Genomic DNA, 21,228 nt, shown 5'->3' with positions numbered 1-21,228 from the left:
CTGTTGATGCCGCAACGTCCCAACTTTCTGGTGATCCTGGCCGATGATCTCGGCTTCTCTGACATCGGCGCGTTCGGCGGCGAAATCGCCACGCCGAACCTCGATGCCCTGGCCAACAATGGCCTGCGCCTGACCGATTTTCACACCGCACCGACCTGTTCGCCGACCCGCTCGATGCTGCTCACCGGCACCGATCACCACATCGCCGGCATCGGCACCATGGCCGAAGCGCTGACTCCGGATTTGATCGGCAAACCGGGTTACGAAGGCTATCTCAATGACCGTGTCGTCGCGCTGCCGGAGTTGCTGCGCGAGGCCGGTTACCAGACCTTGATGAGCGGCAAATGGCACCTGGGCCTGACCACCGAACTGGCACCCCACGCCCGTGGCTTCGAGCGCTCGTTCTCGCTGCTACCCGGCGCGGCCAACCACTACGGCTTCGAACCGACCTACGATGAACACACGCCCGGCCTGCTGAAATCCACCCCGGCGCTGTACATCGAGGACGACAGGTTCATCGACGAATTGCCGAAGGATTTCTATTCCTCCGACGCGTTCGGCGACAAGCTGTTGCAGTACCTCAAGGAGCGCGACCAGAGCCGGCCGTTCTTCGCGTACCTGCCGTTCTCCGCGCCGCACTGGCCGTTGCAGGCGCCCGCCGACATCGTCGAAAAATACCGGGGCCGCTACGACGCGGGCCCCGAAGTCTTGCGCCTCGAACGTCTGGAAAAACTCAAGTCGCTGGGGCTGATCGAGCCGGATGTCGAACCGCATCCGCTGATCCAGCTGACCGCGCAATGGGACGCGCTGAGCGATGAACAAAAACGCATTTCCGCCCGGGCGATGGAAGTCTACGCCGCGATGGTCGAGCGCATGGACTGGAACATCGGCCGTGTCGTCGACTACCTGCGCCAGCAAGGCCAGCTCGACAACACCTTCATCCTGTTCATGTCCGACAACGGTGCCGAAGGTGCGCTGCTGGAAGCCTTTCCGAAATTCGGCCCGGAGCTGATGACGTATCTGAGCCAGCATTACGACAACAGCCTCGACAACATCGGCCGCGCCAATTCCTATGTCTGGTACGGGCCGAACTGGGCGCAGGTGGCGACCGCGCCGTCACGCCTGTTCAAGGCGTTCACCACCGAGGGCGGAATTCGCGTTCCGGCGCTGCTGCACTATCCGCAACTGCCGCTGAAGGGACAGATCAGCCATGGTTTCGGCACGGTGATGGACATCACGCCGACCATCCTCGATCTGGCCGGCGTGCGCCATCCGGGCAAGCAATGGCACGGCAAACCGGTGGCGCCGTTGCGCGGGAAATCGTGGCTGGGCTTTTTGTCCGGCGAGACAGCGCAGGTGCATGACGAACACACCGTTACCGGCTGGGAATTGTTCGGGCGCCGGGCGATTCGGCAGGGTCAGTGGAAGGCGGTGTGGATTCCCGGGCCGGTGGGGCCGGCGACCTGGCAGCTTTACGATCTGGGCAGTGATCCGGGGGAGATTCATGACCTGGCGTCGAGTCAGCCGCAAAGGCTTGAAGCGCTGATCGAGCATTGGCAGCGGTATGTGGAGGAGACCGGGGTGATTTTGAGTGAATCGCCGTTTCAGCCGGATTGAGGGGGCTGAAATATTGCCATCGCGAGCAGGCTCGCTCCCACATTGGATCGTATTCACAATTCAATTGTGGGAGCGAGCCTGCTCGCGATGAGAGCGTTGCAATCACCCATCAAGCCTGAGCTGTACGAGCCTCTTCGGCCGATACCTTCACTTGGCGTACAAACCGGTTCGCCCGCCCGAACGTCCCGAAATCATTAAACCGAACCCCCATCTCCCGCATCACCTTATGCGCCACCGGCACCGTCAGCTGGCGAATGTAAAACGGCTCCTTCACCACAAAATGATGAATCCCGTGACTGCTGCCGAAGTTGAAGCAGAACGCCTGCAACGGCCACAGCCACCACGGGTTCAGCACCTGACATTGCTGCAGCACATTGCCCGGTTCCACATCCCCGTAGTAATGCATGTTGGAGCTGATGAAGTGCAGGCAAAACGTGCGCAACACGTTCGGGCCAATGATCACCACGGCGGCGATATCGATCACCTGCATCACTGAAAGCGTGGTCGCCGACCATTCAATCGGCGAGCCCATCAACGAGGCGATCCCGTTGGCGGCATGGAACCCGAGAAACACATACCACGCGCCCCAATGTACTAGCGCCAACGGTGCGTACACCTTCAGCGTGCGCTTGATGATGCTGAACTTGTGCGTCCAGGTCTTGGCCCGCAGCATGCGGATGAACGCTGACATCACGTTGTCCCCGACCATCAGCAACCGCGCAAAACCCCAGGGTTCGCCGTTGGTGATTGCCCGTTCTTCCATGTCGGTTTCAGTGCCGGACACCTTGTGATGATTGAGGTGCAGATGGCGGCGAATCCACGGGTTGATCGTGCTCGGCCGCGCCAGCCACACCAGGCCCATCATCAGGTTGTGCGGCACCCGCTGTTTGCGGAAATACATGCTGTGGATCAGGTCGTGCTCAAGCTCATGGGTCAGCGAAGCGAAGAACGCGTTGAGCAACAGGCACGCCCACCACGCCAGGTGCCCGCTGATATACAGCGCCGCCGAACCGATCATTCCGACCAGGGCAAAGGCGAGAATCCCGGCGCCGAGTGCATCCTGATGCTTGAGAATCGGGCAGCGCTCGCGCAGCTCCACGCCCTTGGCCAGCACCACTTCGCGAATATGCGCTGATCGCTGGGCAGCATTGTGTCGCTGGGGACTTGCAGAAGTACGGTCCATGCTTCCATCCTCTGGTTATTGATGTTCGCATCCTGCCCCGCGCGGACTCCAAACGCGGTAGCCGAGAACGCCAACCTGTTGACCGGAAGCGCCAATCAGCATGAAGGAACCGACTTCTCTCGCCAGCTGGACCCGCGCCCTGCGCAAGCAACTCGACGCGCTGGGGCTGGACAGCACTGCCCTGTGCCGGCAGGCCGGGCTCGATCCGCAACTGATGGACGACCCGAACGCCCGCTATCCGTTGTCCGCCACCACACGCCTGTGGGAAATCGCGGTGCAGGTCAGCGGCGATCCGGCAATCGGCTTGCGGGTGTCGCGGTTCGTCAGCCCCACCACCTTTCACGCACTGGGCTATGCGTTAGTGGCCAGCGGCAGCCTGCGGGAAGTGTTCGAGCGGATCGTCCGTTATCACCAAGTAGTCAGCGACGCGCTGGAACTGGAGCTGACCCGCACCGAGGACCGCTACCGCTTTCGCCTGAAAATCCCGGCCGGCAATCCGGCGCCCGCCTTCGAAGCCATCGACGCCTTTGCCGCCATCTACGTACGCACCTGCCGCAATCGCCTGGGCCGCGACTACGCGCCACTGGCGGTGTACCTGCGTCGCCCGGAACCGGTCGATGCGCATCAATGGCACAAGGTGTTCCGCTCGCCGGTGCACTTTTGCGCCGAAGAAGACCGGATCGAATTCGCCCTCACCGACTTCGACAGCCACCTGGACGACGCCAACCCGGAACTGGCCGAGCACAACGAAGCGGTGCTCAAACGCACCCTCGCCCAGCTCAAACCGCTGACCTGGGAGCGCAAGGTGCGCGACGCCATCGAAGAACAACTGCCCGAAGGCGAACCCAGCGCCGAACGCATCGCCCAAGCCCTGCACCTGAGCCTGCGCAGCCTGCAACGGCATCTGGCAGACGAGGGTTGTCGCTTCGACACCCTGCTGAATGAAAGCCGCGAAAACCTCGCGCTGCTGCACCTGCGCGATCCGCAATGCTCGCTGAGCGAGGTCAGTTACCTGTTGGGATTTGCCGACACCAGCAGCTTCAGCCGTGCGTTCAAACGCTGGACCGGAATGACGCCGGGGCAGTTTCGGGATCAGTTGCGCTGAGCGCAAATGGGTCGCTCAACCCTTGGTCAGACTGCGCTCAATCCCGGATTCCCACTGCTCGATCATTGCCGTACCTACCTCGGCGAACGCCTGATGGGTTCGGCAATGCTCAAGCATTTCCGCCATCGCCGTCTGCATGCCATGAACAACCTGCTGCAGTAGTTCATTGCACCGGCCTTCAGTGAGATTGCACGCCGTACGGCCGAAGCGCATCAGCGCCTTGTACTTGGGCCATGCCTTCGACCCGCCCAACAGCAAGGCCAGGCTGTCGTTCCTGATGTAAACCGATGTGGTGATGATGTCGTAAGCCGGGGCTAGCCGGATCGAAGCCTGCGCGCCGCAATGGTCATACAGCACACCGAAGTTCTTCAGATGCGCATCGCCGTTTTTCAGTCCCGCTGACAGCGCCACGATCTTGAAAAAAGCTTCCAGCGCCTGACTCAACAGCGCAGGAGAAACAAAGGCTTTGATCTGTCGGGCAGCGCCTTCGTAAGAACCATCGTATTTGGCTCTGGAAGGCCAGCCATTGAGTACGCAAAAGTCCTCGAAACCCAGATAGCCATGCTCAGTCAGGTCAAAACGCTCGACCACCAGAAACTTGCCCTGCTCACTCAATTCAAACTTTGGCACTTCAAGTCCGCTAAGCGCTGCGGCGCGCATACAGAAGTATTCGTTGGTCGCCAGCTCGGGAAACTCTTCGGGACGGAAGGCTTTGACCAGATGTGTGGAGCCTCGGTGAATCGGGTAAAGAGCGGCTGTCACACCATCGCGTACCAGCACCTTAGGCTGCACGCCTGAAACACCGGAATACTGGCCATGTTTGTGCAACAGATCGTCAAACAAACCATGAACGCCGTCATGTATCAAAAGATCGGACAATAACGTTTCGGGCTGATGATCTGTGAACGATTCGCAGGCTACTGCCAGCCGTCCTAGCTGACTTGAACCCACTATTGCCAGCAACGCAAAAGCATCGAAGCCACGAACTGCTTCGCCGAAGCGTCGAATCAATTCATCGCGCAATGCCCCTTCTGGCAAATTCATCTCGAAAATCGGATGAACACCTCGCTCCCAGCCGTAGTTTTCCATCCGAGCTGACATCGTTAGCGAAACAGCATTCTCAGCGTTCACGCCCTCACAGTATCTGAACACGCTCTCCATGCCGGACTGCCCACGAACGAGTGTCCCTACGGAGCTATCAGCGACGGTGATTTCCAAACCCCGAATCAAATCAATCATGAGAATTCACCCTCCTCGGTGCATCAAGAGGGAAACCAAGCTCAAAAACTGTTCCCTTAACTTCACTACTCACCCGCACCCGCCCCCCATGCAACTGCATGATCGACTGCACGATTGCCAGTCCCAATCCGCCGGAGTCTCCTGGCTCCGCGCGGGACGGGTCGACGCGGTAGAAGCGGTCGAACAGTTTGCCCAGATGTTCATCCGCGATAACCGGACCAAGGTTGTGGACCTGCAACCAGCACATGCCTGGCTCATCGCGTCGGCGCAGGCTGATGACCGAATCGGCGTCGGCATGGCGTACGGCGTTGGCCAACAGGTTGCCCAAGGCGCGTTGCAGCAGTTGCTGATCCGCCAGCAATTCTCCGCTGAACGTGTTTTCCAGACGGATTCCCCGGTCATCCGCCAGGGCTTCGAAGTAGTCGCATAACTCATCGCCGATTTCGTGCAACTTCAGCGTGCGCAGATCGAGTGCTCGCTCAGCCTGCTCGGCGCGAGCGAGAAACATCAGGTTCTCGGCCATGCGCTTGAGCCGTTCGAACTCTTCCATGTTCGACGCCAGCACTTCCTGATACTCGGTGCTGCTGCGCGGGTAATTCAGTGCCTGGCCGTTGCTGGCGAGCAAGGTGTGCAACGGCGTGCGGATTTCGTGGGCGAGGTCGGCGGAAAACTGTGAGAGGCGCTGGAAGCCGTCGTCCAGCCGCACCAGCATGCCGTTCAGCGCGTGCACCGGTTCCAGCAATTCCGCTGGCGTGCCGGCGGTAGGAACGCGTTGGTCGAGGCTGCGCAGGTCGATGCCGCGCAGCGCTTCACTCAGCTTGCGCAGAGGCCGCAAGCCTCGGCGCAACAGCACCAGGCCCAGCGTGAAAGCGAGCACGGCACCAAGGCCGACGGCCAGGTACAAGCGCAGGCGATAGCTGCCGAGCATCTGCTCGCGCTCGCTCAAGACCTTGCCGGCGATAACGGTCAGCGCTTCGCCGTTCGGCCCTTGGGCCTGACCTGACAGCAGGGCCAGCTCGACACCGTCCGCCGCCTGCCAGGTCAGCACATCACGGCGTTGCGGCGGCTGATCCCGGGGGATGGCCTGCACGGGCGGCAGTGCGCGCTGGCGAGGGTTGATCGTGATCACATTCGAGCCGTCCGCGCGTTGCACCAGCAGCAGACTGTCGAGGTTGCCCAGCATGTTCTGGTACAGCCGTGGCCGCGCCTGCAGGGCGTCGAGGCTGTCGCTGTCGGCGAGCAGCGCGCGCACCTGTTCCAGGCGACCGAGTAACGCCATGTCGTCGCGCCAGGCGATTTCCGAGGCCAGCGAGCGATACAGGAACACGCCAATCGCGCTGAGTACCAACGCACAGACAGCAGCGAACGCCAGGGCCAGGCGCCAGGCGATGGATCTAGCGCGCATCGTCGGGCGCTTCGAGTTGATAGCCGACCCCGCGCACGGTGTGGATCAGTTTGGGCATGTATGGATCATCGACTTTCGAACGCAGCCGACGCACCGCGACTTCGACCATGTTGGTGTCGCTGTCGAAATTCAGGTTCCACACCTGCGAAGCGATCAGCGTGCGCGACAGCACTTCACCCTGACGGCTGGCGAGCAAATGCAGGAGGGCGAATTCCTTGTTAGTCAGGGCGATGCGCTGGCCGCCCCGGCTGACCCGGCGACGCAATACGTCGATTTCCAAGTCGGCGATGTTGTACGACTCGGCTTCACGCAGCGGTCCGCGCCGCAACAACGTGCGCACCCGCGCCAGCAATTCGGCGAAGGCGAACGGCTTGAGCAAATAGTCATCGGCCCCCAGTTCGAGACCGCGCACGCGGTCTTCGATGGCATCCTTCGCCGTCAGGAACAGCACCGGCGTGGCGCCGCGCTGGCGGATCAGCTGGAGCAATTGCCAGCCGTTGAGGCCCGGCAGCATCACGTCGAGGATGATCAGGTCATATTCCTGCTGCTCAATAAAGTAGCGCCCGTCGAGGCCATTCAGCGCCACGTCCACGGCAAAACCCGACTCACCCAGCCCTTTGGCGATGAAGTTCGCGGTTTTGGCTTCATCTTCTACGACCAGCAAACGCATGGCACACCTCGATTGATCAGAGACACAGGCTAGGCCCCTTCGGCGACGTTGCCCATTACAAACTTGTAATCCGACTGACGAGGTTTCGACGGGGACCGGCGGATAAGGTGGTGGCCTTCGCTTCAGGAGCCTGTCCATGACCGCTAAATATTTGATCGCCAGCCTGGCAATCAGCTTCGGCACCGCCGCAATCGCCGCGCCTGAGCTGCCCCATCACGCCGACCTCGATCTGAAAACCGCACGGCTGCTGGCCGACGCGGCACTGGAAAACTGCACCGCCACGGTGTCGGTGCTCGACCGTGGCGGCAATCTGCTGGTGACCTTGCGTGGCGACGGTATCGGCCCGCACAACACCGCCGCCAGCCAACGCAAGGCCTACACCGCGCTATCGACGAAAACCCCGACTCGATTGTTCGCCGAGCGCGCCCGCAACAACCCGGAAACCGCCAACCTCAACACGCTGGACGAGTTGCTGTTGCTCGGTGGCGGCATCCCGCTGTTCGCTGGCAAGGAACTGGTCGGCGCCATGGGCGTGGCCGGTTCCGGCGGCGGCGAGCAAGACGAGAACTGCGCGATCAAGGCTGCCGACATCGTCGGCCTTTCCATCAACCGTATTTGAACCCAGGAGCATCACCATGACCCCACTGCGCATGACTTTCACCGCGCTTGGCCTGAGCGCTTTTTCGAGCCTGGCGCTGGCCGCCGGCAACCCGCTGAGCGTACACGTACTCAATCTGGAAAACGGCCTGCCGTCGCCGGGCATCAACGTGACGCTGGAACGCCACGTGGGCCAGGACTGGCAGCCGCTGGCGCAGGGCACCACCAATGAACAGGGGCGGATCGCCGAACTGTTCCCGGCGAACAAACCGTTCGAGGCGGGTGAATATCGAGTGGTGTTCAAGACCGGCGAGTACTTCGAGAAGACGAAGCACGAGACGTTTTTCCCGGAGATTCCGGTGATCTTTAAAGTGAAGCAGACGGATCAGCACTACCACATTCCGCTGCTGCTGAGCCCTTATGGCTTCTCCACTTATCGCGGTTCGTAAAAACAACATCGATCCAATGTGGGAGCGGGCAAGCCCGCTCCCACAGGGAAACCCGTGTTCTTCAGAGGGTCGCCAGCGCGCGCAGTCGCACAGCGTCGAGGATTTCGATCTCGCCATAACTCAAGCCGATAATCCCCTGCCCCTGCAACTCCTTGAGGATCTGGTTGGTGGTCTGCCGCGACAGCGACAGCATCGACGCCAACTGCTCCTGAGGCAGTTGCAGCACGCGGCGCGGCGGGTCCAGTTCGCCATAGCCCTCGGCGATCATCAGCAAGCGATGAGCCAGACGTGCCGGGGCCGGCAGCAGGCTCAGCTGTTCGAGGTTGATGAAGGTCAGGCGCAGCTTGTGGCTCATCAACAGAGCGAGATGCCGCCAATAAACAGGTTGCTCGTCGAGCAGTTGCAGCAGTGTGGCCTGGGGAATGTTCAGCAGCGTGCAAGGCCCGACCGCGTAGGCATCGTGGGTGCGGGGCTGGCCGTCGAACAGACAGATTTCGCCGAACCAGTGCGGCGCCTCCACCAGACTCAGCAACGCCTCCTTGCCCTGCTCGCTGACCGCGCCGATGCGTACCGCGCCATCGAGCACCGCGTACAGCCCGCACGGCGCATCTCCGCGCTTGAACAAGCGCTGCCCCGCCGCCAGCCGCCGCTCCCGGGCCGCCGCCAGCAGACTATCCTGAAAGGACGAGGGCAGATGACTGAACCATTGCCCGGTCAGCAGGCGCTCACGCCAGACCTTATCCATGCGTTCTCCGAAAGATTGTCGCCTGCCTGACAGAGCGAGCCGTGAACCCGGGGCATGATTCGATCACCCTACAGGAGGAACAACAATGAAAAGCCTCGTCGATCATTTGAGTCAATACGCCGCTTACCACCGTGACCCGCGCAATATCGCCAGCCACTTTATCGGGATTCCGCTGATTGTGGTGGCGGTGGCCGTGCTGTTGTCGCGGCCGGAATGGTCGGTGGGCGGATTGTGGATTTCCCCGGCGGTGATCGCTGCCCTTGCTTCGGCGTGGTTTTACCTGCGTCTGGAGCTGAAGCTCGGGGTTCTGATGACCGTGTTGATGGGGCTGTCGGTCTGGGCCGGGCATGCCCTGGCGCAGCAGAGCACCATGGTCTGGCTCAGCAGCGGTCTGGCGATGTTCGTGATTGGCTGGGTGATCCAGTTTGTCGGGCACCACTACGAAGGGCGCAAACCGGCGTTCGTCGATGACGTGAGCGGACTGATTGTCGGGCCGCTGTTTGTGGTGGCGGAACTGGCGTTCATGCTCGGGATGCGGCATGAGCTGAAAGAGCAGATCGAGGCGCGGGCGGGTGTGGTGCGGGTCAGTCCGCATCGCGCGGCTGTCTGAACCACTGCCCGGCTCGCTCGTTCCCACGCTCTGCGTGGGAATGAATCCCGTGACGCTCCGCGTCACAGTGGACGCGGAGCGTCCATAGCGGCGTTCCCACGCAGAGCGTGGGAACGAGCGAGATCAAAGGCTGGCGACTTTCTGCCAGACCTTCGGCTTGAAGAACAACGTCTCCCCCTTGGCCAACCCGGTCAGGCTGTCGTGGTCTTTCACCACTTCCGCCTCGATCAGATCAGCCTGGCCCTCAACCTTCAACGTCACCCGCGTGGTCGCACCCAGCGGCCGGATATCGCGGACTTCAGCGGCGTGGTGATCCTCCAGTTCATGCCGCGACAGCGACACTTCGTGCGGGCGGAACAGCACGTGGTTGTCATCGCCCAGATGCAGACGGTTCGAGTCGCCGAGGAAGTGATAGACGAAATCGCTGGCCGGGTTTTCGTAGACGTCGCCCGGTGAGCCGATCTGCTCGATCACACCCTTGTTCATCACCACGATGCGGTCAGCCACTTCCATCGCCTCTTCCTGGTCGTGGGTCACGAACACCGAGGTCAGGTTGATGTCTTCGTGCAGGCGCGCCAGCCAGCGGCGCAGCTCTTTACGCACCTTGGCGTCGAGGGCGCCGAACGGCTCATCGAGCAGCAGCACTTTCGGCTCTACCGCCAGGGCGCGGGCCAGGGCGATACGCTGACGCTGGCCGCCGGACAGTTGCTCCGGATAACGATCCGACAGCCAGTCCAGTTGCACCATGTTCAGCAGCTCGTGAACCTTGGTCGCGATCTGGCTTTCGTTCGGGCGCTGGTTTTTCGGTTTCATGCGCAGGCCGAACGCGACGTTGTCGAACACGGTCATGTGGCGGAACAGGGCGTAGTGCTGGAACACGAAACCGACGTTGCGATCCCGCACGTCATGGCCGGACACGTCTTCGCCGTGGAACACGATGTTGCCGTTATCCGGGGTTTCCAGACCGGCAATGATGCGCAGCAAGGTGGTCTTGCCGCAGCCGGACGGGCCGAGCAGCGCCACCAGTTCACCGCTGTGGATGTCCAGGCTGATGTTGTCCAGCGCCTTGAACGCATTGAAATTCTTGCTGACGTTACGCACTTCGATCGACATGAATTATTCCTCCGCGGCGCTGGCGCGCAGGCGGTTGATACGGTTTTCGCTCCACTGCTTGAGCAGCAGGATGAAGAGCGCCAGGATCAGCAACAGGCTCGCCACGGCGAACGCGGCCACGTGGTTGTATTCGTTGTAGAGGATCTCGACGTGCAGCGGCAAGGTGTTGGTCACCCCGCGAATGTGCCCGGAAACCACCGACACCGCACCGAACTCACCCATGGCCCGCGCAGTACACAGCACCACGCCATAGATCAGGCCCCATTTGATGTTGGGGACGGTCACATGCCAGAACATCTGCCAGCCATTGGCGCCGAGCAGGCGCGCGGCTTCCTCTTCCTGAGTGCCTTGTTCCTGCATCAGCGGGATCAGTTCACGGGCCACAAACGGCACGGTGACGAAGATCGTCGCCAGCACGATGCCCGGCAGGGCGAAGACGATCTGGATGTCGTGATCCTGCAGCCACGGCCCGAACAGGCCCTGGGCGCCGAACATCAACACGTAGACCAGACCGGCGATCACCGGTGATACCGAGAACGGCAGGTCGATCAGCGTCACCAGCATGCTCTTGCCGCGGAACGAGTACTTGCTCACGCACCACGCGGCGCTGACACCGAACACCAGGTTCAGCGGCACCGACACCAGCACCGCGATCACGGTGAGTTTCAGCGCCGACAAGGCATCCGGTTCAAAGATCGCAGTGAAGAACGCGCCGAGGCCGTTCTTCAAACCCTGCGACACCACGATGAACAGCGGCAGCAGCAGAAACAGGAAGAAAATCAGCCAGCCGAGGCCGATCAGGATTCTGCGCGAAGTGGCGCTGCCACGGCGGGCGGCGTTGGCCGAGGAAGCGGCCGCAATAGACGATTGGGACATGGTTCGCGCCTCCTTATGGGGTTTCGATGCGCCGCTGCAGCAAGTTGATCAGCAGCAACAGGACGAAGGAAACCACCAGCATCAACACGCCGATGGAGGTAGCGCCGGTGTAATCGTACTGGTCGAGCTTGACCATGATCAGCAGCGGCAGGATCTCGGTTTTCATCGGCATGTTGCCGGCGATGAATATCACCGAACCGTACTCGCCGACGCCACGGGCGAACGCCAGGGCGAAACCGGTCAGCCAGGCCGGCAACAGCGCCGGCAGCAGAATGTGGCGGAACACCTGCAACGGCTTGGCACCGAGGCATGCGGCCGCTTCTTCGACTTCACGCGGGATGTCGGCCAGCACCGGCTGCACCGTGCGCACCACGAACGGCAAGGTCACGAAGGTCAGCGCCAAAGTAATCCCGAGCGGGGTGTAGGCGATCTTGAAACCGAGGTCGGCGGCGAACTGCCCGACCAGTCCGGTCGGGGTGTACAGCGCCGTCAGCGCAATACCGGCCACGGCGGTCGGCAGGGCGAACGGCAGATCGATCATCGCGTCGATGACCTTGCGCCCGGGGAACGTGTAGCGCACCAGCACCCAGGCCAGCAACGTGCCGATGATGCCGTTGATGATCGCGGCGCACAGCGCGGTGCCGAAGCTCAGCTTCAATGCGGCGAGCACGCGGGGCGCGGAGATGATCGTCCAGAACTGATCCCAGGTGAGTTGGGCGGCGTGGACGAACATCGCCGCCAGCGGGATTAGCACAATCAGGCTGAGGTACACCAAGGTGTAGCCCAGCGTCAGCCCGAAGCCGGGTATGACGGGGGAGATACGACGCGACATAAAAGTCCTTGGTTTGAGAACGCACAAAGCCCCGACGGTTAAATCGGGGCTCGTTTATGACCTATTTCAGATTACTGCGCCTGATAGATCTGGTCGAACACGCCACCGTCGTTGAAGAATTTCGGCTGTGCGGTTTTCCAGCCGCCGAAGTCCTTGTCGATGGTCACCAGCTCCAGTTTCGGGAACTGCTGGGCGTACTTGGCGGCCACGTCCTTGTCACGCGGACGGTAGAAGTTCTTCGCCGCGATTTCCTGGCCGGCCGGGCTGTACAGGTGCTTGAGGTAGGCTTCGGCGATCTGCTCGTTGCCCTTCTTCTCGGCGTTCTTGTCGACCACAGCCACCGGTGGTTCGGCGAGGATCGACAGCGAAGGCACGACGATGTCGAACTTGTCCTTGCCGCCGTCTTCTTTCAGCGCCAGGAAGGCTTCGTTTTCCCAGGCCAGCAACACGTCACCCTGACCGTTGTTGACGAAGGTGATGGTCGAGCCACGGGCGCCGGTGTCCAGAACCGGTACGTGTTTGAACAGGGTTTGTACGTATTCCTTGGCTTTGGCTTCGTTGCCGCCGTTGGCTTTCAGGCCGTAGGCCCACGCCGCGAGGAAGTTCCAGCGCGCACCGCCGGAGGTTTTCGGGTTCGGGGTGATCACCGAGACGTCATTCTTGATCAGATCGCCCCAGTCCTTGATGCCTTTCGGGTTGCCCTTGCGCACCAGGAACACGATGGTCGAGGTGTAAGGAGTGCTGGCGTCCGGCAGACGCTTCTGCCAGTCGGCCGGCAGGGTCTTGCCGAGCTTGGCGATTTCGTCGATGTCGCCGGCCAGGGCCAGGGTCACGACGTCGGCGCGCAGACCGTCGATCACCGCACGGCCCTGCTTGCCCGAACCGCCGTGGGATTGCTGGATTTTCACGGTGTCGCCGGCGTGCTCCGACTGCCAGTACTTAACGAACTCGGCGTTGTAATCCTGATACAGCTCGCGCGTCGGGTCATACGACACGTTGAGCAGTTCGTAATCCTTGGCAACCGCGGAACCGGCAAACACAGCACTGGCCAGGGCGGCCAAAGCGTAACGGCGAATCGACGACATGGTGAAAGCTCCTGGAATTCTTGGTGGTGGCTTTTTCTTATGGATTGCGAAAATCGGGTTGCCTGTAAAGATCACCGCCTGCGCCCACTCTTGCATTGATCCCCGGCAAGAGCGGGCGCAGGCTGGAATCTTTCTGGATTCAGCTCGGTTTGTTGCCCGGTTGCTGCAAGCGGAATTTCTCTTTGCGTTCGATCTGGACCACCTGGGCGTTATGCACAGTGATTTCCACCGCGCCGAAACGCAGGTCGCGCAAGGCGCTCTGGATTTCGCGCAAAATGGTGCTTTCGTCCTGACCGTCAACGCTACGCAGGGATGCGCTCATGGTGCTGCTCCTTTGTATGGGATATGCCTGGCAGTGGGCGGCACTGCGTTCGGCGTGGGAGCAATATAAGAGAGCTTTGGATATTCTTAAAAAGACTATTTAAGAATGTTTATATAACTGGAAAACATTATGTGATGCAGCAAGGGTTTGCGGCGGATTTGCCCGCCGGCAAACCCGCCGTACGCCGTCATCAACCGATCAAGGGCGCCCGGTTCCAGTCGATTTGCGCTTCCGGGACCGGCCGCCCAAACCAGTAGCCCTGCCCCAGATCACAGGCCTGCTCCAGCAGGAACGCGGCCTGTTCCACCTGCTCGATGCCCTCGGCATGCACCTGCATGCCCATGCTGCGGGCCAGGGCGATGATCACCCGGACGATCGCCGCATCGTCCTCGTCCCACGGCAGGCCGGCGACGAAACCCTGATCGATCTTGAGCTTCTGCACCGGCAGGCGCTTGAGCCGCAGCAACGACGAATAACCGGTGCCGAAGTCATCGATGGCCAGACGAATGCCCAGCTCGCGCAAACGATGCATCTGTTCCAGCGCGACTTCCGGATCGTCCATCACCGCGCTTTCGGTGACTTCCAGCTCCAGATAGGCCGGATCCAGGCCGGTCTCGTGCAGCACCTGCGCCACCTGCTGATACAACTCGCGGCGAGCAAATAACCGCGAGGACACGTTCACCGCGACAAACGACAGCACCACCCCGGCCTGCTGCCATTGGCACATCTGCCGGCAGGCCTGCTGCATGACCCAGGCGTCGATTTCCGAGATCAGCCCGGTACGCTCGGCAATCGGGATGAACTCCGCCGGCGACACCAGGCCCCGCTGCGGATGCTCCCAACGCACCAGCGCCTCGACGCCGATCAGGCGACTGGTTTGCAGGTCGTGCACCGGTTGGTAGTAGACCCGCAGTTCCTGCTGCTCCAGCGCGCGGCGCAACTCGAAGGCGATTTCGACCCGCTGCTGGGCGTGAGCCGTGAGCTCTTCGGTGTACAGCGCGTAGCCATTGCGGCCGCTGCTCTTGGCCTTGAACAGCGCCGCATCGGCGTTGCGCAACAGCTGTTCGGCACTCAGTGCATCGCTGGGAAACAGGCTGATGCCGAGGCTGGCGTTGATGAACAGTTCATGGCCGTCGAGGCAGAACGGCTCCTTGAGCGCATCGAGAATACGCTGAGCCAGCGCTGCCGCCTGTGCCGGCTGTGGACAACTTTCCAGCAGAACCGCGAATTCATCGCCGCCCAGCCGCGCCAGGGTGATGCCCGGCCCGAACAACGCCTGCAAACGCGCCGCGACCGCCTTGAGCAAACGGTCACCGATGGTGTGGCCGAGGCTGTCGTTGATCAGTTTGAAATGGTCCAGATCGATCATCAGCAGCGCGCAGCCGCGCTTGTGGGTCTGCGCCGATGCCAGCGCCTGTTCGGCGCGGTCGCTGAACAGCAGGCGGTTGGGCAGGTCGGTCAGCGGATCGTGGTGGGCCAGGTGCTTGAGTTCGTGCTCGGAATCCTTGATCGCGCTGATGTCGGAAAACACCGCGACGTAATGGCTGAGCCGGTTGTCATCGTCACGAATGACCCGGATCGTCTGCCATTGCGGGTAGATTTCACCGCTCTTGCGCCGGTTCCAGATCTCGCCGCTCCATTCGTCCCGCGCCTGTAAAGAAGCGAACATCGCTTGATAGAACCCCGGCGGATGATGCCCGGACTTGAACAGGCTGGGCTGCTGGCCGATGACTTCATCGCGCTGATAACCGGTGATTTCCATGAACGCGCGATTGACGTGCACGATCAGCCCCTGCCGGTCCGTGACCAGCACGCCTTCGCGGGTGCAATCGAATACCGCAGCGGCCTGACGCAGGCGTTCGCGATCTGCCTGGCGTTCACGCAATCGGGCGCCGATGCCCAGGCATTCGAACAGCCGCGCCCGGGCCAGGAAGATCAACCCGGCGCTGAGCGCCACGAACAGGTAGCCGTTGATCAGTTGCCAGCGCAGCAACTCGTCAGAGCTATCGAAGAAACTGTTCAATAAATAACCAGTACCTTGCAGCCAGACCACGGCAAGGACCAGGTAAAGCAGCGCTGCACGCAAGGCATCGCGGTATGTGGCAGACATTCGGCCGTCCATGTCCCTACAAAAATGTCGGGATTATAGGTCAAGAAACATCCAGCCATCTCTTATCTGAAAGGGCGACTGGTTTTATCTGTGTGCTTGGTGATAATGCAACGGCTGTTTTTTTCTTTATCGAGGGCCCTATAGCCTATGTGGTACGAAGGTTTTCTTGGCTTGTCGGCCTGGTCGCTGGTCGCCGTCACCCTGGTGATGACCCACGTGACGATCGTTGCCGTCACGGTCTACTTGCACCGCTACTCGGCCCATCGCTCCCTGGAGCTGAATGCCGGCCTGAAGCATTTCTTCCGTTTCTGGCTGTGGCTGACCACGGCGCAGAACACCCGTGAGTGGACTGCCATCCACCGCAAACACCACGCCAAATGCGAAACCGAAGACGACCCGCACAGCCCGGTCGTCAAGGGTCTTTCCACCGTCCTGCGCAAAGGTGCCGAGCTGTACCGCGAAGAAGCGCAGAACCCGGAAACCCTGCGCATCTACGGCAAGAACTGCCCCGAAGACTGGATCGAGCGCAACCTCTACAGCCGCTACCGGCTGCTGGGCGTGGCGATCATGGCCGTCGTCGACCTGCTGCTGTTCGGCACCATCGGCATCACCATCTGGGCGATCCAGATGATGTGGATCCCGGTCTGGGCGGCCGGTGTGGTAAACGGTCTGGGCCATGCCGTCGGCTACCGCAACTTCGAATGCCGCGACGCGGCGACCAATCTGGTGCCTTGGGGCATCCTGATCGGCGGCGAAGAACTGCACAACAACCATCACACCTACCCCAACTCGGCCAAGCTGTCGGTCAAGAAGTGGGAGTTCGACCTCGGCTGGGCCTGGATCCAGGTCTTCAGCTTCCTGCGTCTGGCCAAGGTCCAGCGGGTCGCGCCGATCGCCCACCGCGTCGAAGGCAAGGGCAGCCTGGACATGGACACCGCCATGGCGATCCTCAACAACCGCTTCCAGATCATGGCCCAGTACCGCAAGCTGGTGATCGGCCCGCTGGTCAAGCAGGAACTGGCCAAGGTCGATCATTCGGTACGCCACCAGTTCCATCGCGCCAAGCGTCTGCTGTCGCGGGAAACCAGCCTGCTGGAAGATCGCCACCACGCGCGCATCCAGAACATGCTCGAGCACAGCCAGGCGCTGAAGGTAATCTACGAGAAACGTCTGGCCCTGCAGCAGATCTGGGTCAAGACCAGCGCAAATGGCCACGACATGCTCGCCGCCATCAAGGAATGGGTACACGAGGCCGAGGCCAGCGGCATCCAGTCCCTGCGCGAATTCGCTGACCAGTTGAAAACCTACTCGCTGCGCCCTGTCGCCGCCTGAGTGCCGTTGATCGGTGCGCCCGGTTCCCGTGCGCACCCTTCGGAACTTCACCGTCGATCCCCTATCTCAAAGACACTTCGCCACCCCCGGCGGGTTTTCCCGTGGCCGTTGTCGATTGATCGGCACGCCCTTTGAGATTCGTGTCGATGGTCAACAACAATCAAAAAGACTCATCCCCTCCCCAGTGGCCCGAGGCCGCGCAAACCCTGATGGCATTGATGCACGCCCAGGGCGAAGTCGCCCGGCTCAGCGAACGCGAGCAGCTGTTCAGTTCGCTGCTGGTCAGCGTCAACGCCGTGCTTTGGGCCTTCAACTGGGAAACCCGTCAGGTGTTGTACGTCAGCCCCGCTTACGAGCGGATCTTCGGTCGTTCCGCGGGCCTGTTGCTGGCCGACTACAACCAGTGGCGCGACAGCATCTACCCGGATGATCTGGAATACGCCGAACGCAGCCTCGCCGAAGTGCTGCACAAAGGCGCCGTGGAAGACCGCGAATACCGGATCATCGCCGCCGACGGCCAGGTTCGCTGGGTCAGCGACAAGTGCTTCATCAATCGTCAGGACGAACCGGGGCAACCGGTGATCATCGTCGGCATCGCCGAAGACATCACCGACAAGAAGCAGATGGAAACCGAACTGCAACGCCTGGCCACCACCGACGTGCTGACCCAGAGCAGCAATCGCCGGCACTTCTTCGAATGCGCCCACCGGGAATTTGAACAAGCCCGCCTGCAAGGCGCGCAAATGGCGTTCCTGCTGCTGGACATCGATGACTTCAAAGTGATCAACGACACCTACGGCCACCCGGAGGGCGACAACGTGCTGCAACGGATCGCCGAATGCGGGCGAGCATCATTGCGCCGGGGAGACCTGTTCGGGCGGATTGGCGGTGAGGAATTCGCTGCGGTTTTCCCGGGCTGTGCGCCGGACATGGCGATGCAGGTGGCCGAACGGCTGCAACGGGAAATCCAGCGGCTGAGTTTCAATCACGGTGAACAGACGTTCGGTATCACCGTCAGCCAGGGCCTGACCAGCCTCACCCCGGATGACGAAAGCCTCGACACCCTGTTCGCCCGCGCAGACGCGGCGATGTACGAGGCCAAACGGCAGGGCAAGAACCGGATCATTTCCGCCTGATTCAAGAGCGGATGCGCAATCAAGCCGCTATTTGCGCATCCGCATCAGCTCCGGCAAGCCGATTTTGAGCAAGCGCGCCGTGCGGCTCTTTGCCAGTTCCTCAACGCCTTCATGCTCGGTCAGCCGCGCCATCTGCGCCGCCATGTTCATCACCAGTGCCTCGCGGGAATACACCCCGCCACCGAGCTGGTAGACCGAGGCAATCAGCTCGCGCAGTTCCAGCGGCAAACGCCAGCGAGTGCGCAGCGCCGAGCCATACGCCGCACCGAATTCGGCCAGCGCATCGCCGACTTCCTCCAGCTCATCCAGCTCGCCGCCGGCCTGCTTCCACTCCTGCAGACAACGCAACAACGCCAGATCACCGAGGCGGTGGAGCATCCCGGCGCAATAGCAGCGCTCCTGATCCAGATCGAGCAGCCGCGCCAGCGTGCGGGCGTACTCGGCGGTGTGCAGCGACAGGCCCCAATAGCGCTCGGCGTAGTCGGCCAGACACGGGTCGCTGAGCCGGGCGCTGCGCTTGAGTGCCAGGCCAAGGATCAGGTTCATGCTTTGCCCGGTGCCCAGACGATGCAGCGCCTGCGCCAGGGTCTGCACTGGCGCGCCATGGTGCTGGGCGGCGCTGTTGGCGGCGGCAATCAACACGGCGGTGATCTGCGGGTCGGTGCGAATTTCCTCTTCCAGCAGCTTCAGATCCAGCCCGTTGGGATTGAGGCTGCGCTTGACCGCCACCTGCACGTCGGTCATCAGCGGCGCGCCGTCGGCCTGCTCGCGGCGACGTTCGAGGAATACCGAGAGGGTCATGCCCGGCGCCAGCGCCGGTACTTCGCAGAACACTTCCTCACCGGCGTTCAGCAGCAGCCCCTGCAAACGCTCGGTCAGGCTATCCATGTTCAGGGGTTTGGCCAGGTAGGCAGTCGGCGCCAGCGGCAAGGCTTCGCGCACGCTGGCGCTGTCGTTGCGACTGCTCATCAGAATGAACGGCAGCGGCGGGTTGCGTTTGCGCTGGCGCACGCTGCGCAACACGTTCAAGCCATCGACGCCGGGCAACTCCCAGTCGACGATCGCCAGGTCATAGGGCACTTCGCTGAGCAGCGTCATTGCCTCCTGGCCATCGGCGCACAGATCCAGCCGCGCGTCGCAACGCACATTCAGCAACACTTGTTTGAGCAGGTCACGAGACCACGGGTCGGCCTCGGCAATCAGGACTCTTGGTACAGCGGGTAAATCGACGGCCGTCATGCTCGCCCTCCCTTGCAATGCTTGAACCTTAGCCAATGCTGGCGTTTCGGTACAACCCGAAAACCGCGCAGGTGTTTCTCCCGGCATGAAAAAACCCGCCGAAGCGGGTTTTTTGTCGATCCGATCACACGGTGCTGCGGATTACAGCTCCGAGAAGCACTCTTCGATGATCGCCAGGCCTTTGTCCAGTTGCTCGTCCGGCGAGGTCAGCGGTACCAGGACGCGCAGCACGTTGCCGTAGGTGCCGCAGGACAGCAGGATCAGGCCCTTGTCACGCGCCTTGGCCACGACAGCAGCAACGGCGGTCGGGTTTGGCTTGTGGCTGTCGCCGTTTTCGAACAGCTCGACCGCGATCATGGCGCCCAGGGCACGGACTTCGCCGATCACCGGGTACTTGGCCTGGATGGCTTTCAGGCCGGTGACCAGACGCTCGCCGACAGCCTTGCAGCGGTCCAGCAGTTTTTCTTCTTCGAACACTTCCATCACGGCCAGGGCCGCGGCGCAAGCGATCGGGCTACCGGCGTAGGTGCCGCCCAGGCCGCCTGGCGCGATGGCGTCCATGTATTCGGCCTTGCCGCAGACACCGGCCAGCGGGAAGCCGCCAGCGATGGATTTGGCGAAAGTGGTCAGGTCGGCAGCAACGCCCATCTGTTCCATGGCGAAGAACGTGCCGGTACGGCCAGCGCCGGTCTGCACTTCGTCAGCGATCAGCAGGATGCCGTGCTGGTCGCACAGGGCGCGCAGACGCTTCATGAACTCTTTCGGTGCGACGTAGAAACCACCTTCACCCTGCACAGGCTCGATGATGATCGCGGCGATGTCTTTCGGCTCGGCGTCGTTCTTGAAGATGCGCTCGATGGAAGCGATCGAGTCGTCGATGCTCACGCCGTGCAGTTCGTTCGGGTACAGCGCGCGGAAGATGCCGCCTGGCATCAGGCCCATGCCGGCCGAGTAAGGCACGACTTTACCGGTCAGGCCCAGGGTCATCATGGTGCGACCGTGGTAAGCGCCGGTGAAGGCGATCACGCCAGCGCGGCCAGTGGCAGCACGGGCGATCTTCACGGCGTTTTCAACGGCTTCGGAACCAGTGGTCACCAGCAGGGTTTTCTTGGCGAAGTCGCCCGGTACGCGAGCGTTGATTTTCTCGCACAGCTCGACGTACGGCTCGTAAGCCAGCACCTGGAAGCAGGTGTGGGTCAGCTTGTTCAGCTGCTCGGTCACGGCGGCGATGATTTTCGGGTGCACGTGGCCGGTGTTCAGTACAGCGATACCGCCGGCGAAGTCGATGAATTCACGACCTTCAACGTCGGTCACGGTCGCGTTCTTCGCGGACTCGGCGAAGATCGGGTGAATCTGGCCAACACCACGTGGAACAGCTGCGGTACGACGGGCCATCAGTTCAGCGTTAGTCTTGCTCATTGCAGTCCTCATTCGCCGCTCATCGGGCGGCGTGGTTCAAGGATAAAGCGGGAGGAATCGGCGGTGGCAGCATGCGATGATCGACTGCCACGGCGTTCCCGGCCGCAGAGAAAATTCCGGTTTGAAACGACGCAAAGGGACAGC

20 protein-coding genes are annotated in these 21,228 nt (G+C 61.7%); 7 read left to right on the top strand and 13 right to left on the bottom strand.

All coding sequences use genetic code 11. The features are described 5' to 3' along the window. The first annotated feature begins 6 nt into the window (after positions 1-6). On the top strand, positions 7-1,617 hold the full coding sequence (locus AC07Y2_RS05015; protein ID WP_103385552.1) for an arylsulfatase: 1,611 nt from the start codon (positions 7-9) through the stop codon (positions 1,615-1,617). Positions 1,618-1,726: 109 nt separating this feature from the next. Here the strand turns inward: AC07Y2_RS05015 and AC07Y2_RS05010 are convergent, their stop codons facing one another. Beyond that, positions 1,727-2,800, bottom strand: coding sequence for a fatty acid desaturase (locus AC07Y2_RS05010; protein WP_103385551.1), 1,074 nt, complete (start codon positions 2,798-2,800; stop codon positions 1,727-1,729). A gap of 100 nt (positions 2,801-2,900) precedes the next feature. On the opposite strand from AC07Y2_RS05010, the gene AC07Y2_RS05005 reads away from it, so the two are divergent. After that, positions 2,901-3,905, top strand: a complete 1,005-nt coding sequence (locus AC07Y2_RS05005) for an AraC family transcriptional regulator (protein ID WP_039772963.1) — start codon at positions 2,901-2,903, stop codon at positions 3,903-3,905. Positions 3,906-3,920: 15 nt separating this feature from the next. On the opposite strand, the gene AC07Y2_RS05000 is transcribed toward AC07Y2_RS05005, so the two are convergent. From AC07Y2_RS05000 to AC07Y2_RS04990, 3 genes are read right to left on the bottom strand one after another with little or no spacing between them, the layout of a single operon-like run. After that, positions 3,921-5,144 (bottom strand): type II toxin-antitoxin system HipA family toxin, encoded by a 1,224-nt coding sequence (locus tag AC07Y2_RS05000; RefSeq protein ID WP_103385550.1) that lies wholly within the window; start codon positions 5,142-5,144, stop codon positions 3,921-3,923. Next, a complete protein-coding gene (locus tag AC07Y2_RS04995; RefSeq protein ID WP_103385549.1) occupies positions 5,137-6,549 on the bottom strand; it encodes a heavy metal sensor histidine kinase in 1,413 nt (470 codons plus the stop codon). The genes AC07Y2_RS05000 and AC07Y2_RS04995 overlap by 8 nt, the downstream gene beginning before the upstream one ends. Further along, the gene (locus AC07Y2_RS04990) at positions 6,539-7,219 is read right to left on the bottom strand and encodes a heavy metal response regulator transcription factor (RefSeq protein WP_011331911.1); all 681 of its coding nucleotides are present in this window, start codon (positions 7,217-7,219) and stop codon (positions 6,539-6,541) included. Before AC07Y2_RS04990 ends, AC07Y2_RS04995 begins: the two co-directional genes overlap by 11 nt. 136 nt (positions 7,220-7,355) lie before the next feature. Here AC07Y2_RS04990 and AC07Y2_RS04985 point away from each other — a divergent pair, with 136 nt between their 5' ends. Both AC07Y2_RS04985 and uraH read left to right on the top strand, forming a co-directional pair. Next, positions 7,356-7,838 carry a GlcG/HbpS family heme-binding protein gene (locus AC07Y2_RS04985; protein ID WP_103385548.1) on the top strand — a complete coding sequence of 161 codons (483 nt, stop codon included), beginning with the start codon at positions 7,356-7,358 and terminating at the stop codon, positions 7,836-7,838. A gap of 16 nt (positions 7,839-7,854) precedes the next feature. Beyond that, a complete protein-coding gene (gene uraH, locus AC07Y2_RS04980) occupies positions 7,855-8,265 on the top strand; it encodes a hydroxyisourate hydrolase (protein WP_074689383.1) in 411 nt (136 codons plus the stop codon). Positions 8,266-8,326: 61 nt separating this feature from the next. Here the strand turns inward: uraH and AC07Y2_RS04975 are convergent, their stop codons facing one another. Next, a complete protein-coding gene (locus tag AC07Y2_RS04975) occupies positions 8,327-9,010 on the bottom strand; it encodes a Crp/Fnr family transcriptional regulator (protein ID WP_103385547.1) in 684 nt (227 codons plus the stop codon). 85 nt (positions 9,011-9,095) lie between these two features. Here AC07Y2_RS04975 and AC07Y2_RS04970 point away from each other — a divergent pair, with 85 nt between their 5' ends. After that, positions 9,096-9,620: an Mpo1 family 2-hydroxy fatty acid dioxygenase gene (locus AC07Y2_RS04970; protein ID WP_103385546.1), complete on the top strand. Its 525-nt coding sequence runs from the start codon at positions 9,096-9,098 to the stop codon at positions 9,618-9,620. Between the two features lie 123 nt (positions 9,621-9,743). Here the strand turns inward: AC07Y2_RS04970 and AC07Y2_RS04965 are convergent, their stop codons facing one another. The 6 genes from AC07Y2_RS04965 to dibA form a co-directional block, all read right to left on the bottom strand. Further along, on the bottom strand, positions 9,744-10,733 hold the full coding sequence (locus tag AC07Y2_RS04965) for a sulfate/molybdate ABC transporter ATP-binding protein (protein WP_064592629.1): 990 nt from the start codon (positions 10,731-10,733) through the stop codon (positions 9,744-9,746). Between the two features lie 3 nt (positions 10,734-10,736). Next, positions 10,737-11,609 (bottom strand): sulfate ABC transporter permease subunit CysW, encoded by an 873-nt coding sequence (gene cysW, locus AC07Y2_RS04960; RefSeq protein ID WP_011331905.1) that lies wholly within the window; start codon positions 11,607-11,609, stop codon positions 10,737-10,739. A gap of 13 nt (positions 11,610-11,622) precedes the next feature. Beyond that, positions 11,623-12,441: a sulfate ABC transporter permease subunit CysT gene (gene cysT, locus AC07Y2_RS04955; protein ID WP_007952818.1), complete on the bottom strand. Its 819-nt coding sequence runs from the start codon at positions 12,439-12,441 to the stop codon at positions 11,623-11,625. A gap of 71 nt (positions 12,442-12,512) precedes the next feature. Next, positions 12,513-13,526: a sulfate ABC transporter substrate-binding protein gene (locus AC07Y2_RS04950; RefSeq protein ID WP_011331904.1), complete on the bottom strand. Its 1,014-nt coding sequence runs from the start codon at positions 13,524-13,526 to the stop codon at positions 12,513-12,515. Between the two features lie 139 nt (positions 13,527-13,665). Then, the gene (oscA, locus tag AC07Y2_RS04945) at positions 13,666-13,848 is read right to left on the bottom strand and encodes a sulfur starvation response protein OscA (protein WP_039772974.1); all 183 of its coding nucleotides are present in this window, start codon (positions 13,846-13,848) and stop codon (positions 13,666-13,668) included. A 190-nt stretch (positions 13,849-14,038) separates the two neighbouring features. Next, positions 14,039-15,958 (bottom strand): phosphodiesterase DibA, encoded by a 1,920-nt coding sequence (gene dibA, locus AC07Y2_RS04940; RefSeq protein WP_103385545.1) that lies wholly within the window; start codon positions 15,956-15,958, stop codon positions 14,039-14,041. Positions 15,959-16,105: 147 nt separating this feature from the next. On the opposite strand from dibA, the gene desA reads away from it, so the two are divergent. Together desA and AC07Y2_RS04930 are read left to right on the top strand one after the other, a co-directional pair. Continuing rightward, positions 16,106-17,290: a delta-9 fatty acid desaturase DesA gene (desA, locus tag AC07Y2_RS04935; RefSeq protein WP_039772978.1), complete on the top strand. Its 1,185-nt coding sequence runs from the start codon at positions 16,106-16,108 to the stop codon at positions 17,288-17,290. 146 nt (positions 17,291-17,436) lie between these two features. Next, positions 17,437-18,426, top strand: coding sequence for a GGDEF domain-containing protein (locus tag AC07Y2_RS04930; RefSeq protein ID WP_039772980.1), 990 nt, complete (start codon positions 17,437-17,439; stop codon positions 18,424-18,426). Positions 18,427-18,453: 27 nt separating this feature from the next. Here the strand turns inward: AC07Y2_RS04930 and AC07Y2_RS04925 are convergent, their stop codons facing one another. Next, positions 18,454-19,665, bottom strand: a complete 1,212-nt coding sequence (locus tag AC07Y2_RS04925; RefSeq protein ID WP_085667633.1) for a response regulator — start codon at positions 19,663-19,665, stop codon at positions 18,454-18,456. 141 nt (positions 19,666-19,806) lie between these two features. Then, positions 19,807-21,084: a 4-aminobutyrate--2-oxoglutarate transaminase gene (gene gabT / locus AC07Y2_RS04920; RefSeq protein WP_007957613.1), complete on the bottom strand. Its 1,278-nt coding sequence runs from the start codon at positions 21,082-21,084 to the stop codon at positions 19,807-19,809. Positions 21,085-21,228: the final 144 nt, after the last annotated feature.

Source organism: Pseudomonas sp. GW456-12-1-14-TSB6, assembly GCF_059424205.1.
Note: the sequence above shows the minus strand (reverse complement) of the source record. Positions and strands in the feature narration are given on the sequence as shown.